Origin of the sequence: Brucella intermedia LMG 3301 (assembly GCF_000182645.1) — a bacterium.
Lineage (GTDB): Bacteria > Pseudomonadota > Alphaproteobacteria > Rhizobiales > Rhizobiaceae > Brucella > Brucella intermedia.
Window position 1 is genome coordinate 428,281 of the sequence record NZ_ACQA01000002.1, and the last position, 16,344, is coordinate 444,624.

Consider the following 16,344-nt stretch of genomic DNA (forward strand, 5'->3'; position numbering starts at 1 on the left):
ACATTTGGGACTGCCGTGGTTTAATAAAGCACGTTCTTGGCTTCCGGCTTGTCGATATTGTCCTTGGTGACGACAACAGCGCCCGTGTCGACGAACTTCTCGACCTTTTCCTTGTTCAGCACCTTCAGCAGGGTTTCGATGCCCTTTTCGCCCATCTGGTAGGAACCCTGAACGACGATGGCGTTCAGCGTGCCGTCCTTGACGAATTCCTGCAGGTCCTGATTGCCGTCGAAGCCGATGGCGGTCAGCTTGCCGGACTTGCCTGCCTGCTTGATCGCGCGGCCCATGCCGATGGCGGTCGGTTCATTGGCGCCGAAGATGCCGACGAGATCGCCATTGGCCGCCAGAACGTCGGTGGTCTGGTTGAGCGCGGTCGCCATCTGCGACTGCGAGTAATAGGGGCCGACGATTTCCAGCTTGGAATTGGCCTTGATGTAGTCCACGAAGCCGCCGACGCGGCCGATTTCGGACCCTGCACCCGCGACATAGGACATGACGGCGATCTTGCCGGTGGTGCCTGCCTTGTCGATCAGGGCCTTGGCCGCGGCTTCGCCGGCCTTGCGGTTATCGGTGGCGAGGAAGGACTGGTAATATTTGTCGCCGCCATCGGCGAGCTGCGAGTCGATGATGACGACCGGAATGCGGGCTTCCCATGCCTTCTTCACGGCGGGCGTCAGCGCGTCCGGGTCGGAAGGGGCAAGCAGGATTGCGTCCACTTTGCGGTTCACGGCATTTTCCACCATGTTCACCTGATCGGCGATGGCCGATTCAGCCGCCGGACCCTGGAAGGTCATGGTGTGGTCCTTGGAATCCTTGATCGCGGCTTCGGCGCCCTTCTGGACGTTTTGCCAGAAAGTCGAATTCACGGTCTTCACGATAACGGCGATTTCGCCAGCCGAAGCGCTTGCCGCCCCGGCAAGGACGAAGGCCGAAGCCATCAATGCAGACACCAGTTTACGCATGTTTTCCTCCTGTTATCGAGCTCTTGGCTCTACCCTTGCCGGAATGCCTCGCATTCCGTCTCCCCTCTCATCGACGGTTGCGCATCTGGTCGATCCATACGGTGACCAGAATGACGAGGCCGATGATGATCTGCTGCGTGAAAGCGGAAATGCCGTTCATGTTGAGGCCGTTCCGCAGGATTCCGATGACGAACGAGCCGATGAACGTGCCCGAAATGGTGCCGACGCCGCCAATGAGCGACGTGCCGCCGATGACCGCGCTCGCAATGGCGTCGAGTTCGTAGGCGACGCCCTCATTGGGCTGCGCGGTCACGAGGCGGGACATGAGAACGCAGCCCGTAAGCCCGGCAAGCGTTCCCGAAACGATATAGGTGAAGGCCGTCACGCGGGCGACATTGACGCCGGAAAGCCGCGCTGCCTCGGCGTTCGACCCGATGGCATAGATGTGGCGGCCAAGCACCGTGCGGTTCAATACGAGTGCGGCCGCGATCGCGATCACGATCATCAGCACCACCGGGTAGGGGATGCCGGGGAAGGTGACGACCGGAAAGCCCTGTTCGTCGATGCTCTCGATGCGGAACAGCGATCCGTTGCCGAGCACGCCGAAGGATTCGCCAAGGCCGGAGACGGCGCGCGCGCCGGTGATCTGGAGCGCGACGCCGCGCGCGATCAGCATCATGCCAAGCGTGGCGATGAAGGGCGGCAGCTTGAGCCGGGTGATGACAAAGCCGTTGATGAGACCGCAGAGCGATCCCGTCAGGATGCCGAGCAGCATGGCGAGCGGGATCGGCAGTGAAAGTTCCTTGACCGCAAGCGCTGCCACCACACCGGCAAGCGCCAGCACGGAGCCGACCGAAAGATCGATGCCGCCGGTGATGATGACATAGGTCGCGCCGATGCCGAGCAGCGCGATGGACGTCACCTGCAAGGCGATGGTCATCGCATTGTTGACGGTCATGAAAGCGCTGCTGGTGACGGAAAAGATCGCCGCCAGAATGATCAGGCTGCCGACGGCCGCAAACTTCTGGATGATATCCTTCTGGCGGTCGCTGAGCCCTTTGGATTTTGCCGCCTGCTGGGGCTTGTCCGTGGTGATTTCGGCCATTACTGCGTCCTCATTTGTCCTGCCGGCCCCGACCGGAGGCATAGGTCATGATTTCTTCCTGCGTTGTCGCAGCCGTATCGAGGACCGCGGTGATGCGCCCCTCGTGAAAGACCGCCACGCGGTCCGAAAGCCCCAGAATTTCCGGCAGTTCCGAGCTGATCAGCACGATGCCGATGCCTCTTGCGGCCAGCTCGTCCATGATCTGGTAGATGGCGAACTTCGCGCCCACGTCGATGCCGCGCGTCGGTTCGTCGAAGAACATGATGCGCGGCTCGCGGAACAGCCACTTGCCGATGATGATCTTCTGCTGGTTGCCGCCCGACAGCAGGCGAACGGGCTGGGCCAGCCCCGGCGTCTTGATGTTGAGAAGATCGACATAGCGCTGGCTTGCCTGCCGGTGGCGCTCGAAATCGATAACGCCATAGGCGCTGCTGACGGCTTCCATATTGGCGAGGGTCAGATTGGCATCGACCGGCATCTTGACAGCCAGTCCCTGCGCCTTGCGGTCTTCCGACAGGTAGGCGATGCCTGCCTCAATTGCGTCGCGCGGGCTGGTGATGGAAAGCGTATCGCCTTCGAGCACGATGGTTCCGGCATCATGCGGATCGGCGCCGAAGATCGCGCGCGCAACTTCGGTTCGTCCCGCGCCCATCAGCCCGGCAAAGCCAAGGATTTCGCCGCGCCTGAGTTCAAAGCCGATATTCTCGAAGACACCGCCCCGCGTCAGCCCGGCGACGGAGAACATCACTTCCTGCGTCGGCTTTCGCGTCGGTTCGGGAAATTTCTCGTCCAGCGAGCGCCCGACCATCCCGGCCACGATCTCATCGACGGTGACATCGTGGAAATCCTTGGTCCAGACATAGCGCCCGTCACGCAGGATGGTGACGCGGTCGACAATCTCCGCCATTTCATCGAGGCGATGCGAAATATAGACGATGCCGGTGCCCTGCGCCTTCAGTTCGCGGATGACCCTGAACAGAAGCTGCGCTTCCTGTTCGGTCAGCGAGGAGGTGGGCTCGTCCATGATGAGGACGGAGGCATTGAGCGAAAGCGCCTTGGCGATCTCGACCATCTGGCATTGGGCAACGGAAAGGTTCAGCACCTGCGTGGACGGGTCGATCTTCACGCCAAGCCGGTCAAGGCAGTGCTGCGCGTCTTCCTTCAGCTTGCGGCGGTCGACAAAGAAACCGCGTTTCGGTTCGCGGGCAAGATAGATATTTTCCGCAACGCTCAGGTGCGGAATGAGGTTCAGTTCCTGATGGATGATGGCGATGCCTGCCGCTTCCGATTCAAGCGTGGAGCCGAAGCGGACCGGCTGGCCGCGATAATGGATCGTCCCGCCATCGGGCTGATAGACACCGCTGACGATCTTCATCAGGGTCGATTTGCCCGCGCCATTTTCGCCGCAGACGGCATGAACCTCGCCCGCCCGCAATTCAAAGCTGACGTTCGACAGGGCTTTGACGCCCGGAAATTCCTTGGAAACGGAATCCAGCTTCAGCAATACAGGCGCAGCATCCGCGCGCGCTGACGCTGACGGTAATCCTCCCATCGCGCTTCCTCCTCGCGCAAAGTTTCGTCAACTATTGACAGAAGAAGTAGAAGGCACGCGGTTTCTGGTCAAGCCAATTTTGTGCAGGCAGCAAAAAACTCGTTAGGATCGGTTGGCTCGGCCCCTAATTGCTATTGTTAGACCCAATTGGCCTGACCAAACTTCTGTTTTGTCGTTTTGCCTGAATTGTGAATCATTTATTGTGAGGACAACAAATGGCCGCCGGTCCCGATCAGAAGCGAGCCAGAAGAAAGCGCATCATGACTGTTATTGTGACAGTATCGCAGTATTTTATGCGGGCCGCCTCTGGAAAGAGGGGGCGTTCCTTTCTATTATTAGAACATTTCCAGCAAAAGCGCGAAGCGGTTTTGCATAGGATAATGCGTAGACAAAAAGAGATGGAGCGGTTCTGCGAACCCGTTTTAACTGGAAACGCTCTATATTCCGATCATCTGATCCCGAGGGGCAGTTTTGTATTTTGAAATAATTACGGTCGTGCTGCTGACGATCCTCAATGGTGTTCTCGCCATGTCGGAACTCGCAGTGGTTTCCTCCCGCCCGGCACGACTGAGGGTAATGGCGGACAAGGGCAGCCGCGGCGCCCGCATGGCCATCGAACTTGCCGATAATCCAGGCCGTTTCCTGTCCACCGTCCAGATCGGCATTACGCTGGTCGGCATTCTGTCAGGTGCGTTTTCGGGTGCGACATTGGGTGCCCGTCTCTCCGGCTGGCTTCTGGCGCAGGGCATATCGCCGGCCCTTGCCGATGCGCTCGGCGTCGGTTCGGTCGTGGTGGTCATCACCTATCTGTCGCTGATCGTCGGCGAACTCGTGCCGAAGCAGATCGCGCTGCGCGAACCGGAGGCGGTGGCAAGCCGCGTCGCCCCGACCATGACGCTCCTGTCGAAAATGGCTGCGCCGCTCGTCTGGCTTCTCGATACGTCGGGCCGTCTGGTCCTCAAGCTGCTCGGTCAGTCCGGCAAGTCGAGCGACAGCGTGACCGACGAAGAGATCAAGTCCGTTCTCGCCGAAGCGCATAGCGCGGGCGTGATCGAGACGGAAGAATCCCGCATGATTGCAGGCGTGATGCGCCTTGCGGACCGGACGGCGCGCGGGCTGATGACGCCGCGCATGGACGTCGAAATGGTCGATATTGAAGACAGTTTCGATGAAATCCGCCAACAGCTTCACAATACGAGCCGTTCACGGCTGCCGGTACGCGGCGAGAATTCCGATGAAGTGATCGGCGTCCTGCAAGTGCGTGATTTCTTCAACCAGCTTTCCTCCACGGGCAGCGTCAATCTGCGCGAGATCGTCCGGGACGTTCCGGTCGTGTCGGATTTTTCCGATGCGCTGGACGTGGTGGAGGCCATTCGCGGCACGCCGACGCATATGGTGCTCGTTTATGACGAATACGGCCATTTTGAAGGGGTGATTACTGCGGGCGATGTGATCGAGGCAATCATCGGCGCCATGCAGGAAGAGGACCATATCGAGGAAAAGGCGATCGTTCGCCGTGCGGATGGTTCCTATCTCGTCTCCGGCTGGATGCCGATTGACGAATTCTCGGAATTCCTGCGTTTCCCGATTGACGAGGACGCGGAATACAACACTGTTGCCGGACTGGCGCTCGAGGAAATGAAACACCTGCCGGATGTGGGCGAAACCTTCGTCAAGAACGGATGGGTGTTCGAGATCGTCGACCTTGACGGGCGACGCATCGACAAGCTGCTGCTGACGGCGGAAGAACCCGCGACCGAGTGACCCGGCTTTCTTGAGACCACGCTGGATGGGGCTTGCCGGGTGGTATGCCCCATCCACCGAAGTAATTGTATCGATTGATCCGCTGGACCATTGGCATTTTAGATAAAGTGCATGTTATACTTGGCAGTTGGGGGCAGGTTTTCTGCATTCCTTTCTGGTCGGAAACTCGGGGGCGTCCCGATCGGGAAAAGCTGAACGTGCTCTGGCCGGTGGTTGCGTATCGATGGGGTCGAAAACTGCATATTGGCTTCAACTGGTCAGGTCGGCATATGGCAGCCACGACAGTCCGATAGCCGACAAGATACTGGCGGACCAGCTTGGCGAGATTTGCGAGGGCGCTCGCTTCTCGATGCCCATAAGCACGATTCTCTCGGTGCTCATCGTGCTGGTGCAGAGCGCCGCCGGGCATTTCTGGGAGTCGATCGTCTGGTTCGCGCTCGTCAATATCGTCAATGCGCTGCGCTTCTTCGAGGCAATTGCCTATAGTCGCCGCCTGGCGCCGATTGAAAATGTCGCGGATTTGCAGCGTCAGATCAGGCGGTTCCAGTTTCTCGCCGCCCTGTCCGGCTTTTTCTGGTCCGGCGTCGCCGTGCTTTCCAGCGGGTTCACCGACCCGCAATCGCCGGTCTATCTCGTCATCCTTGCCGGAATTTGCGCGGGCGCCGTCACCTACGGTTCGTCCTATGCTTCGATTGCGATCAATTTCATAACCCCGCCGCTCGTCGTCACGGTGATATGTCTGGCCGTGCAAGCCGACCTGCAACGCGGCGTGATCGCCGTTTCCGTCGTGCTGTTCTGGTGCGGGCTTACGCGCGGCGCGCTTCTGGGGCAAAACCGCTTCATCCAGACAAGCAGGCTGAAGCACGAGGCCAAGCAGCTGGCCGACGAAATGGCGCTCAAGTCGCAGGAAGACCCGCTGACCGGCCTCTTCAACCGGCGCGGGCTGGAAAATTCCATCCGGCTTTTTCCCGTCGCGGAAGGCCCCTTCATCGTCATGCTGATTGACCTCGACGGGTTCAAGTCCGTCAACGATACCTACGGACACAAGGTGGGGGACGATCTCCTCGTCGCCATCGCGCAGCGCATCCGGCAGATTTCACCTGAGCGCTCCGTGCTGGCGCGCATCGGCGGCGACGAGTTCGTGCTCGTCTATCCCGAACCATCGGCGACCATCGAGGCGGGGCTGGTCGCGGCGCGCATCATCGGCAGCCTGAGCGCGCATTACGAAGGCATCCTGTCGGTCGAGATCGGCGCCTGCGTCGGCATCTGCCGGCTGGAGCGGCTCGACCCGGTCGAAATGCTGCTGCGCGCCGATTTCGCGCTTTATGCCGCCAAGAGGCGGGGCCGCAACGAATATTACTTTTTTGAAAAGCGCCTGCATCACGAGTGGGAGCGCAAGCAGAGCATCGAGCGCGATCTGCGCATCGCCATCGAGACCGGGCAGATACAGACCTATTTCCAGCCGGTGGTGGAACTTTCCAGCGGGAGTATGGTGGGATTCGAGGCGCTGCTGCGCTGGGACCATCCGCAGCACGGCACCATCGCCCCGCCTGAAATCATCGATGTCGCCTGCGAAGTGGGCGTGGTGCGGCAGCTTACGAAGAATGTCTTCTTCAATTGCTGCGAGATGATCGACAAGCTCACCGAAAGCGGTCGCTGCGATCTGACGGTCGCCATGAACCTGTCGCCGCGCGAAATGGCGGGAGGCCGCATTCCGCACGAAATCCTGTCCCAGATGGAACGACGCGACCTGCCTGTTTCCATGCTGGAAATCGAGATCACGGAGGAGGCGCCCTTCGACCAGCGCGGGATGAATGACAGTCTGGATGCGCTGTCGAATGCCGGTGTTTCCATCGCGCTCGACGATTTCGGCACCGGCTTTGCGACCTTTGCTTCGTTGAAGAAAGGTCTCATCGACAAGATCAAGATCGATCAGGTGTTTGTGCGCGGCATCGCGGAGTCGGAAGGGGACCAGCATATCGTGCGGGCGATGGTCGCTTTGGCCGACGCCCTCGGTGTCAAGGTGACCGCCGAAGGCATCGAGACCGAGGAAGACCGGGACATGCTGTGCGCGCTTGGCTGCAGCAGCGGGCAGGGCTTCCTGTTCGCCCCCGCCCTGCCGATGGGCATGGCGCTCGCAGCCCTTGCCCGGTCGAGCGCCGGTTCAAGGGTCGATCAGGCTGTCCGATAGCCGGGGCGGATAGTCCATCTCGATCTCGTCCCGGCCATAAATGGGGGCCTTGAGGTTGGGGCCGGTCACGACAGGGCGGATTCTGTATTTCCCGGCGGGAAGCCCTTGCGGAAAGAACGGCGAATAGGCGTCTTCATCGCCAACCGGATGGTAGATGACATATTGGCCGTCGCGCTTCTGAACGGGATTGTCGTCGAGCGTTTCGCTCTTTCCCGGCTCAATGGTCTTGTTGAAGAGGTCGTAAAGCTTGTGGGTGGTCTGCTGGCCGTCGGCAGATGTGAAAAGCAGATGCAACTCGGCATAGCTCAGTTCCACCGCTTCGCTCCCCTTGTTCGCCAGCGTCAGGGTGAACAGGTGCCTGTAGTAATCCCGGTCCTTGTCGACATCGCTGTAATCCGCGAGACCAAGCTGCAGGGATTGCGGCTTCTGCCCGTTTTCGGCCTGCCATTCTGCAAGGTCATAGGCTTCGCTCAGCGATATCCAGCGTTCCAGCCGCCCAGTTTTGTCCTGATAGGCGATCTTCATCCAGTCGCCACCGGCAAAAGCGAGCTTGCGCGCCTTGTCGCCCCGGACCAGATGAGAATTTGTGGCGCTTTCCCGGTCGGGATTGCTGTAAAGAGCCAGCTTTTCTATCGGAACTTCCCAGCCCTGTTCCGTTTCATCGGGCGCCAGCGGCAGTTCGAGGACGATATTCCCCTGCGGGTCGTAAGTGACCATGCGCATGGGTTTTTCCATATAGGGCCAGCCGGACATCTGCTCCTCCGGGCGCGACTGTTCCACAAGCCGTGGCGACTTGTCAGGGCCGATCGACAGGATATCGACCCGGCTGTAATGCCCGTCGCGGCTGCAACTGCTTTTGATCAGCTTTCGCTCCGCAAGGCGCTCGACGTTCCACAGTTCGCCGCAGTTCAGTTTTCCGCCAAGTTCGTCCTCGATGATCAGGGGAGAAAAAGATCTGGATTTCGGATCGTAGAGATAAAGCGCGACGCCGATGTCGAGGCTTCCGGCCTCGCGGGCACGCAAGGCGAGGTCCGTGTAACCATCGAAATCATAGTCGGCGGTGTCAAAGCCGACAGGTCCGTCGAGCCCGGTGAGCCAGTCGGAATCCAGCAAGACGAGTTTCGATCCGTCGGGCAGGATCAGAACATAACCCTCTTCGCGCCTTTCGATATGCGCGCTCACGCCCGGTTCCGGCAGAAGGCGAGGAAGATCCTCTTCCGCGAAAGCGCGATTCATCTGGCCCGGCGACAGAAAGGCCAGCGCAAATCTGAGTGCCGAAAGATGGAAAAATCGTCTCATCGCCATTTTCTCGTTTGATATCGTGCGTCTGGCTTACAGGAGGCCGGGCAGAAACGGGAGTCGTCCTTTCCACTCATCCGGGGCTTGGGCGCAAGCCGGGCCAGATGTTATGGTCCTCGTTGGAAAAGGTGGAGGAAGCATCATGGCCGACAAGAAACCTGACGGCCCGGTACTTTTATCGGGCGGCAACCCGCAGATCGCCAAGGGGGAAGGGGACGGGCCGGTGCAGGCCTATATCGCGGCCATGCCGGGCTGGAAGAGCGAAGTGGGCCGCCGCCTCGATGCCCTGATCGTGCGCACGGTGCCGGATGTGCATAAGGCGGTCAAATGGAACTCGCCGTTTTACGGCATGAAGGGAGAGGGCTGGTTCCTCAGCTATCATTGCTTCGAGAAATATATAAAGGTTGCGTTCTTTCGCGGCGCAGGGCTGAAACCGATGCCGCCGGTCGGATCGAAGAGCAAGGACACGCGCTACTTCCACATTCACGAGCATGACGCGGTGGACGAAGCCCAGCTTGCGGACTGGATCGGACAGGCGAGCCGCCTGCCGGGCGAGAAAATGTAGATGCAGTTTCGTGATGCGCCACGGCCGGACGAATTTGCAGTTTAGACTACGGGAGGACTTCATGGCAGACGATAACGAGGCGTCCAAACTGATTGACGGGCGCATTGCGGAACTTGGCGACTGGCGCGGCGAGACGCTTGCCAGAATGCGCGCACTCATTAGGCAGGCCGACCCGGAAGTGGTCGAGGAATGGAAATGGCGCGGCGTTCCGGTCTGGTCGCATGACGGCATCATCTGCACCGGCGAGACCTACAAGAAAGTCGTGAAGCTGACTTTCGCCAATGGCGCGGCGCTGGACGATCCCGCCCGCATCTTCAATTCCAGTCTCGAAGGCAATACGCGCCGCGCGCTGGATATAAGCGAGGGTGAAACGGTCGATGAAGACGCCTTCATCGCGCTCGTTCACGCTGCCATCGCGCATAATCAAGCAAAAAAGACGCGGAAAAAATCCAAGGCGTGAAGATCAAGCGACCCGAGACGACAGAGGCGATTGAAAAGCCCCTCGTTTTCAACGTAAGGAAGCCCCGGCATCAAGCTGGGCGAGTGTCCGGACGTAATCAAGTTCGATGAGCTGGATGGATGGCGCTGAATAGCGGGCCAATAATATTGTAATGTAGAATGAAATGAATAATGGAAGGCACTAATGATACGATTAAGGAAGTTGTTTTACATCGCTCTAACCTCTGCTGTCTTCGGCTTTATATTTCTTGTTGGATACAAGATTCAGGCGGGCGTGAATATCTCCGATGGCGGATATCATGGGATTATGAAAATTGTCGTAGACATTCTCAGCGTCTTTGTAGAAGTGTTTGGAGCCGCTTTAGCCGGTGGTGCTATTATGATTGTCGCGCTCTTTGCAGGTATTTTTGCTGCGGTTACGATCTGGCGTGACAAGTTGTATTTCTATTGATGTTACAAAAGATCGTGCTTTAAACCGAAAAAGGAGCAAGGCTGTATCTCCAGTCTTGCAGCTTCGCCGGTACGCACAACGGTCGCCGCCATGCGGCGGACGACCGTTTCAAACACCCATCACACTGAACGGCTCAAGCCGCCATCCACGCGCAGGTTCTGCCCGGTGATATAGGCGGCGCCATCCGATGCGAGGAAGGAGATCGTCGCGGCGATTTCCTCGCTCTTGCCATAGCGCTGCAACGGAACGCTGGCGCGGCGCTCTTCCGTCTTCGGCAGGCTGTCGATCCATCCCGGAAGAACGTTGTTCATGCGGATATTGTCGGCGGCATAGGTGTCGGCGAAAATCTTGGTGAAGGAGGCAAGCCCGGCACGGAACACCGCCGAAGTCGGGAACATGGCGCTCGGCTCGAAGGCCCATGCGGTCGAGATATTGATGATGACGCCGGATTTCTGCTTCTGCATCGTCGGCACGACAAGACGGGCCGGGCGAACCGCATTGAGGAAATAGGTGTCCATTCCCTTGTGCCAGTCTTCATCGGTGATTTCGAGGATCGGCGCGCGCGGGCCGTGGCCTGCGCTGTTGACCAGCACGTCGATACGGCCCCATTTTTCCAGAACAAGGTCAACAAGGCGCTTCAGATCATCGTTCGACTGGTTGGAGCCGGTGACGCCGATGCCGCCCAGTTCCTGCGCCAATGCCTCACCCTTGCCGGAGGATGAAAGGATTGCAACCTTGAAACCGTCCTGCGCAAGCCTGCGTGCGGCGGCGGCACCCATGCCGCTTCCGCCAGCCGTCACAATCGCTACTTTTTCTACTGTCATGATGCTTTCCTTCCGGGAAAATGTTGCACGAGCGGTCAACCGCCGATAACCATTCTTTGCAGTTATAGCCGAGAGCCATTATCCTGACGAACGAAAATGCGTAACGTCAGGCAATAGAAAATCTATCGGGTTCAGTTCATGAAGAGACTTCCCTCGCTCAATGGTCTGCGTGTGTTCGAAGTCGTCACGCGGCATCTGAACTTCCGTCTGGCGGCGGAGGAGCTTGGCGTGACGCAGGCGGCGGTGGCCCAGCAGATACGCGGCCTCGAGGCGGAGCTTGGACTGAAACTCTTTGAACGCCAACCCCGCACGCTGGTCATGACCGAGGCGGCCCGCGCCTATATCGCCAGTGTGCGGCGGGCGTTCGACCTGCTTTCGGAAGCGACCGAAATGCTGCGACCCGAGCCGCAGCACCTGACCGTGAGCGTGACGCCGACCTTCGCGTCGAAATGGCTGATCCCGCGACTGGCAGAATTTACGCAAGCGCATCCCGATATAGAATTGCGCATTGTCGCCAGCGACAAGGTTGCCAATTTCCAGACAGATGCCGTCGATCTTGCGGTGCGGTATGGCGAGCCGCCTTTCGGGCCGGGGCTGAATGCGGAGCTGCTTTTCGAGCATGTGATCGTTGCCGTCGCAAGTCCGGTTCTGGTCGAGAGGCTGGGCGATCCGGGCCTGCCGGAAAATCTGCAGCGCTATCCGCTGCTGCACGATGCGCATAATTTCTGGCCGCGATATCTGGAAAAGGCGTTTCCCCGCGGCGTGTCGGCTTCACCGAAAAATACGCGCTTCAACCAGACTTCGCTCGCCATCGATGCGGCAATTGCCGGGCACGGGCTGGCGCTGGCAAGCCGCTTTTTCGTGGAAAAGGAAATTGCCGCGGGCAGTCTCGTCCAGGCGCTGGCCACCGAATTGCGGGTTGGCGCGGATTTCTATGCGGTTTCGCTGCGAAAACCGCGCCATCCGGAATCCGTGGAGGCCGTGAAGGGCTGGCTGAAAAGCGCATCCCGAAAAGTGTGAAACGGTTTTCGGAAAAGATGCGCGTCGATACAAACAAGACGCATCCCGAAAAGTGTGAAACGGTTTTTGGAAAAGATGCGCGCAATGCAGATAAAGCGCGAGCCCATCAGGTTGATGGCTCAGGCACTTCCAGCGGATTTTTGCGGCTGCGGGCCGGCATGGTGATGCAGACGAGGCAGATGACGACCAGAAGGACGCCAAACCAGCCGAGGGCGGACAGCCGCTCGCCGACGATCACCACCGCGAAGAACGCGGCGACGACCGGCTCGAACAGGGTGATCGTGGTCGCCACGCTTGTTTCCACGCGGCTCAAGCCGTAGCCGAAGCAGACATAGCCGAGGAACATCGGCACGAAAGCCATGTAAAGTCCGACGGCCGCATTGTTCCAGGAGGCGAGAAACGGCCCGCCGGTCGCGATCAGAACCGGCATCAGCAGAATGCCGCCTATGCCGAAGGTTGCGCCCATGGCGGTCGTCGACGATATGCCGCCCTGCATCAGCTGGCGCGCGCAGGAGGAATAAAGCGCATAGGTGAAGCCTGCCACGAGGCCGAGCAGCGAGCCGATGAGTGGTGAGCCGTCAGCGGAGACGGCGTGACTGCCGCCATCCTCCGATATGCTGAGCAGGACCATGCCGATGATGCCGATCGTGGCCCCTGCCAGCCAGCGGAGCGATGGACGAAAGCCGCTTTGCCTGTATTCGATCCCGGCGGAAAGCAGCGGGGCGGAGCCGAGCGAAATGACCGTCCCGATGGTTACGCCCGCCATCCGCATGGAGGCATAGAAGGCGAGGGGATAGATGGCAACGCAGATCGCGCCCAGCATCAGAAGGCGCCATTGATTGGCGAGCGCCTTTCGCGAGGCGATGATGCCGCGCCAGGCGATTGCCGCCTGTGCAAGCCCGCCAAGGCCCATGGCGGCGGCGCCGATTGCAGCTGCGCCGACTTCGGGCGCGAAAGTCGCCGCAGTGCCGGTTGTCCCCCAGATCGTGGAGGCGGCGATGATGGCGGCCACGCCCAGAAAATAGCTTTTCGATGATTGCATTTTTACACGGGTTTCAAAATCGTTGCGACCATCGCCCTGGCTTCGCCAAGACGCGCACTGTTGCCCTCGAGCCCGGCCCGCATGATCGCTCCTTCGAGTATGAAGGAGAGCTGCACGGCCAGCTGGCGGACGCGTGGCGGATCGTCGGGGATCAGGCCGGTGAGGTGGGTCACGAGCAGGCCCTCGACCTCTTCCTTGTGCTTTCTCACCGCCTCGCGGCCCGGATCGCCAGCGGGCAGTTCCGCCGCCGCATTCAGAAGGCCGCAGCCGCGAAACCCGTGTTCATAGGCAAATTCCGCGTGATCGCGATAGGCGTCGAACACCGCCAGCAGCCCGCCCATCGGGCCTGTTGCCTTCTCCAGCCGCTTTTCATAGAGGCCCAGCCATTCGGCGTGGCGATGCTCCAGATAGGTTGCCACCAGCTCCGCCTTTGAGGTGAAGTTGTTGTAGAGGCTCTGCTTTGCCACGCCTGCGCGCTGGATGATCGCGTCGATGCCGGTGGCCGAAATGCCCTCGTCGTAAAACAATTCCGCCGCCGCTTGCAGAAGCCGCTCGCGCGCCGGTTTTGAAGTTGGTGTGGCAGAATCGTCCATAATACATGCCCGGATGATTAGGTAGACCAGTCTACCTAATCGAAGGATGGAGTCAATCCGGGGTCAGCCTTGACGTATTGACCCGAACAGACCTGTCAGTTGTCAGGGAAAGGCATATCGAAACACGTCGTTCAAATAGGCCTGGTTCTGAATCCGGAAATGCGTTGTTCCAATTCGTTCAAAGCCTTGGGACGTGTAGAAGTTGATTGCGGAGGTATTTTCGGAGTTCGTGGTCAGCCATACGGAAGGAACCTTCGCATCGCGCGCGTGGCGCAAAGCTTCTTGCAACAGTGCTCGCCCGATTCCGTTTCCCTGATGTCGCGGCTGGACGTAAAGGGTCGAAATTTCCATTGTCGAACAATTATCTATCGGAGCGGAACTTTTGGAACTGATCCGGGTGAAGCCGTCCAGACCGTCTTTATTCTCCGAAACGACAATATGTTCATCGGCGTCTTCGATGAGGCTCCGGAATTTTTCCTCCGTGAACTCGCTTAGAACGTAATCGGCAAAAAATGCGTTCACGCCCCGGCGGATGTAGGTGCTCAGCCAAACCTGAATCGAGATGGCTGCGAGAACAGAAGCGTCAGAAATTTGTGCTGTTCGCAAGCCCATGGGCAACTGCACTCCAACAGGAAAAATAATAATCAGGAATAAAGGGTTGGCTCAATATTTACAGCACATATAAACGTTGATGGGTTGTCGTGACAAGTTTGGCACTATCCCCCTTGTCCCCCGGGAGAGATTCACGTATCGGCTATGTGAGGCAGATGGAACGGGAGGTCGTCCGGTGCCGCAGAGAATTTCCCCCCTCGCGCCTTTCCAATACAAGACATTCCGGGCGCTTTGGTCAGCTACACTGGTTTCCAACCTTGGCGGTCTGGTGCAGACGGTCGGCGCTGGCTGGATGATGGCAACCATCGCCCATTCGGACGATATGGTTGCTCTGGTGCAGGCTTCGACAACCTTGCCCGTGATGATCTTTTCGGTCGCCGCCGGTGCCCTGGCCGACAATTTCGACCGCCGCCGCATCATGCTCACCGCGCAGGTTCTGCTGCTGGTCATTTCGGTCGCGCTGGCGGCTTTCGCCTATCTTGGCATATTGACGCCCTGGATGCTGCTGAGCTTCACATTCCTCATCGGCTGCGGCGGGGCCTTGCACAATCCTTCATGGCAGGCGTCGATGGGCGACATCGTGCCCCGCACCGACCTGCCTGCCGCCGTGGCGCTCAACAGCATGAGCTTCAATCTCATGCGCAGCATCGGTCCGGCAATCGGCGGTATTATCGTTGCGGCGGCGGGTGCTGCTTTTGCCTTCATTTTCAATGCGTTCAGCTATTGTGCGCTTATTCTGGCGCTCTGGCAGTGGAAGCCGGAAACGGTCAAATCCACCTTGCCGCGCGAAACGCTGGGACCGGCCATGATGGCGGGGCTGCGTTACGTCGCCATGTCGCCGAACCTGCTGAAAGTGATGTTCAGAGGCTTTCTGTTCGGCCTGTCCGCGATCGTCATCCTGGCGCTTCTGCCGCTGGTCGCCCGCGATCTCGTCCACGGAACGGCGCTTACTTACGGCATCATGCTGGGTTTCTTCGGGCTTGGCGCCATTGGCGGTGCCTTGCTCAGCGCGCGGCTGCGCGAGCTTCTCGGCAATGAATGGCTGGTGCGCGGGGCTTTCGTCGCCTTTGCGGTCAGCTGCGGCCTGCTGTCGATCAGCCGGAACATGTGGCTCAGCTGCATTTTCCTGCTGCCTGCCGGTGTGTCGTGGGTGCTGGCGCTGTCTCTGTTCAACGTCACCGTGCAGCTTTCCACGCCGCGCTGGGTGGTGGGGCGCGCGCTGGCGCTTTACCAGACGGCGACCTTCGGCGGAATGGCTGCGGGCAGTTGGCTCTGGGGTGCCGTGGCGGATGAATATAACGTGCCGGGTGCGCTTCTGGCTGCTGCCGTGGTGCTGATGTTCGGCGCGCTGATCGGCCTTCTCCTCCCGCAGCCCGAGTTCGAATCCCTCAATCTCGATCCGCTCAACCGTTTCAGCGAGCCGCAACTTCGGCTTGATCTTCGCTCGCGCAGCGGCCCGATCATGATCATGGTTGATTACAAGATCGCGCAGGAAGATGTTCCCGCATTCCTTTCCGCCATGGCCTTGCGTCGGCGCATGCGTATCCGCGACGGTGCCCGGCAATGGGTGCTGCTGCGCGATCTGGAGAACCCGGAAACCTGGACGGAAAGCTATCACGTGCCGACCTGGGTGGAGTATGTCCGCCATAACCAGCGCCGGACCAAGGCCGATGCCGAGGTGTCGGAAAGGCTGCTTGCCTTGCACAAGGGAGACAAGCCGCCGCTGGTCCATCGCATGATCGAAAGGCAGACGGTTCCGGTGCATGACGACATGCCGCTCAAGGCGCATCTCGACCTGTCTTGAGCAGCGATTTCAAATTGAGGCAGAACCGCGAATTCCGCGAAATCGGCAGCGAAACGCTGTTTGCGGAACGAAAGTGTGCGTTTTTCGCATCGATTTTTGTG

At 59.4% G+C, this 16,344-nt stretch carries 15 protein-coding genes; 7 read left to right on the plus strand and 8 right to left on the minus strand.

What is annotated here, in order from left to right:
* Window positions 1–20 precede the first annotated feature (20 nt).
* From OINT_RS14500 to OINT_RS14510, 3 genes are all read right to left on the minus strand, one after another.
* Window positions 21–962 carry an ABC transporter substrate-binding protein gene (locus tag OINT_RS14500; protein ID WP_006468607.1) on the minus strand — a complete coding sequence of 314 codons (942 nt, stop codon included), beginning with the start codon at window positions 960–962 and terminating at the stop codon, window positions 21–23.
* Window positions 963–1,029: 67 nt separating this feature from the next.
* The gene (locus tag OINT_RS14505; protein ID WP_006472243.1) at window positions 1,030–2,067 is read right to left on the minus strand and encodes an ABC transporter permease; all 1,038 of its coding nucleotides are present in this window, start codon (window positions 2,065–2,067) and stop codon (window positions 1,030–1,032) included.
* Window positions 2,068–2,077: 10 nt separating this feature from the next.
* Complete coding sequence (locus OINT_RS14510) at window positions 2,078–3,619, minus strand: sugar ABC transporter ATP-binding protein (RefSeq protein ID WP_006468610.1); 1,542 nt, start codon at window positions 3,617–3,619, stop codon at window positions 2,078–2,080.
* 471 nt (window positions 3,620–4,090) lie between these two features.
* Here OINT_RS14510 and OINT_RS14520 point away from each other — a divergent pair, with 471 nt between their 5' ends.
* Window positions 4,091–5,383, plus strand: coding sequence for a hemolysin family protein (locus tag OINT_RS14520; RefSeq protein WP_006468612.1), 1,293 nt, complete (start codon window positions 4,091–4,093; stop codon window positions 5,381–5,383).
* A gap of 223 nt (window positions 5,384–5,606) precedes the next feature.
* Window positions 5,607–7,574, plus strand: coding sequence for a putative bifunctional diguanylate cyclase/phosphodiesterase (locus OINT_RS14525; protein ID WP_039853208.1), 1,968 nt, complete (start codon window positions 5,607–5,609; stop codon window positions 7,572–7,574).
* Here the strand turns inward: OINT_RS14525 and OINT_RS14530 are convergent.
* Window positions 7,548–8,873, minus strand: a complete 1,326-nt coding sequence (locus tag OINT_RS14530; protein ID WP_235691672.1) for a hypothetical protein — start codon at window positions 8,871–8,873, stop codon at window positions 7,548–7,550. The genes OINT_RS14525 and OINT_RS14530 overlap by 27 nt on opposite strands.
* A 142-nt stretch (window positions 8,874–9,015) precedes the next feature.
* Here OINT_RS14530 and OINT_RS14535 point away from each other — a divergent pair, with 142 nt between their 5' ends.
* From OINT_RS14535 to OINT_RS14545, 3 genes are all read left to right on the plus strand, one after another.
* On the plus strand, window positions 9,016–9,438 hold the full coding sequence (locus OINT_RS14535; RefSeq protein ID WP_006470360.1) for a DUF1801 domain-containing protein: 423 nt from the start codon (window positions 9,016–9,018) through the stop codon (window positions 9,436–9,438).
* Between the two features lie 61 nt (window positions 9,439–9,499).
* A complete protein-coding gene (locus OINT_RS14540; RefSeq protein WP_006470359.1) occupies window positions 9,500–9,898 on the plus strand; it encodes a DUF1801 domain-containing protein in 399 nt (132 codons plus the stop codon).
* A gap of 183 nt (window positions 9,899–10,081) precedes the next feature.
* Window positions 10,082–10,348 (plus strand): hypothetical protein, encoded by a 267-nt coding sequence (locus OINT_RS14545; protein WP_006468617.1) that lies wholly within the window; start codon window positions 10,082–10,084, stop codon window positions 10,346–10,348.
* A 119-nt stretch (window positions 10,349–10,467) separates the two neighbouring features.
* On the opposite strand, the gene OINT_RS14550 is transcribed toward OINT_RS14545, so the two are convergent.
* Entirely contained in the window at window positions 10,468–11,172 is a 705-nt protein-coding gene (locus tag OINT_RS14550) for an SDR family oxidoreductase (RefSeq protein WP_006470358.1), read from the minus strand.
* Window positions 11,173–11,310: 138 nt separating this feature from the next.
* Here OINT_RS14550 and OINT_RS14555 point away from each other — a divergent pair, with 138 nt between their 5' ends.
* A complete protein-coding gene (locus OINT_RS14555) occupies window positions 11,311–12,192 on the plus strand; it encodes a LysR substrate-binding domain-containing protein (protein WP_006468620.1) in 882 nt (293 codons plus the stop codon).
* Between the two features lie 106 nt (window positions 12,193–12,298).
* Here the strand turns inward: OINT_RS14555 and OINT_RS14560 are convergent, their stop codons facing one another.
* The 3 genes from OINT_RS14560 to OINT_RS14570 all read right to left on the minus strand — a co-directional run bounded on the left by OINT_RS14560 (window position 12,299) and on the right by OINT_RS14570 (window position 14,439).
* Window positions 12,299–13,234: a DMT family transporter gene (locus OINT_RS14560; protein WP_006468621.1), complete on the minus strand. Its 936-nt coding sequence runs from the start codon at window positions 13,232–13,234 to the stop codon at window positions 12,299–12,301.
* Window positions 13,235–13,236: 2 nt separating this feature from the next.
* Entirely contained in the window at window positions 13,237–13,827 is a 591-nt protein-coding gene (locus tag OINT_RS14565; RefSeq protein ID WP_006468622.1) for a TetR/AcrR family transcriptional regulator, read from the minus strand.
* A gap of 102 nt (window positions 13,828–13,929) precedes the next feature.
* Window positions 13,930–14,439 carry a GNAT family N-acetyltransferase gene (locus tag OINT_RS14570; RefSeq protein WP_006470357.1) on the minus strand — a complete coding sequence of 170 codons (510 nt, stop codon included), beginning with the start codon at window positions 14,437–14,439 and terminating at the stop codon, window positions 13,930–13,932.
* Window positions 14,440–14,614: 175 nt separating this feature from the next.
* On the opposite strand from OINT_RS14570, the gene OINT_RS14575 reads away from it, so the two are divergent.
* Entirely contained in the window at window positions 14,615–16,243 is a 1,629-nt protein-coding gene (locus tag OINT_RS14575) for an MFS transporter (RefSeq protein ID WP_006470356.1), read from the plus strand.
* The last annotated feature ends 101 nt before the right edge of the window (window positions 16,244–16,344 follow it).

Bases quoted from the DNA above. Each gene is read 5' to 3' on its own strand.
- OINT_RS14500 (WP_006468607.1), bottom strand. From the start codon at position 962: ATGCGTAAACTGGTGTCTGCATTGATGGCTTCGGCCTTCGTCCTTGCC.
- OINT_RS14505 (WP_006472243.1), bottom strand. From the start codon at position 2,067: ATGGCCGAAATCACCACGGACAAGCCCCAGCAGGCGGCAAAATCCAAA.
- OINT_RS14510 (WP_006468610.1), bottom strand. From the start codon at position 3,619: ATGGGAGGATTACCGTCAGCGTCAGCGCGCGCGGATGCTGCGCCTGTA.
- OINT_RS14525 (WP_039853208.1), top strand. From the start codon at position 5,607: ATGGGGTCGAAAACTGCATATTGGCTTCAACTGGTCAGGTCGGCATAT.
- OINT_RS14530 (WP_235691672.1), bottom strand. From the start codon at position 8,873: ATGAGACGATTTTTCCATCTTTCGGCACTCAGATTTGCGCTGGCCTTT.
- OINT_RS14535 (WP_006470360.1), top strand. From the start codon at position 9,016: ATGGCCGACAAGAAACCTGACGGCCCGGTACTTTTATCGGGCGGCAAC.
- OINT_RS14540 (WP_006470359.1), top strand. From the start codon at position 9,500: ATGGCAGACGATAACGAGGCGTCCAAACTGATTGACGGGCGCATTGCG.
- OINT_RS14545 (WP_006468617.1), top strand. From the start codon at position 10,082: ATGATACGATTAAGGAAGTTGTTTTACATCGCTCTAACCTCTGCTGTC.
- OINT_RS14550 (WP_006470358.1), bottom strand. From the start codon at position 11,172: ATGACAGTAGAAAAAGTAGCGATTGTGACGGCTGGCGGAAGCGGCATG.
- OINT_RS14555 (WP_006468620.1), top strand. From the start codon at position 11,311: ATGAAGAGACTTCCCTCGCTCAATGGTCTGCGTGTGTTCGAAGTCGTC.
- OINT_RS14560 (WP_006468621.1), bottom strand. From the start codon at position 13,234: ATGCAATCATCGAAAAGCTATTTTCTGGGCGTGGCCGCCATCATCGCC.
- OINT_RS14565 (WP_006468622.1), bottom strand. From the start codon at position 13,827: ATGGACGATTCTGCCACACCAACTTCAAAACCGGCGCGCGAGCGGCTT.
- OINT_RS14570 (WP_006470357.1), bottom strand. From the start codon at position 14,439: ATGGGCTTGCGAACAGCACAAATTTCTGACGCTTCTGTTCTCGCAGCC.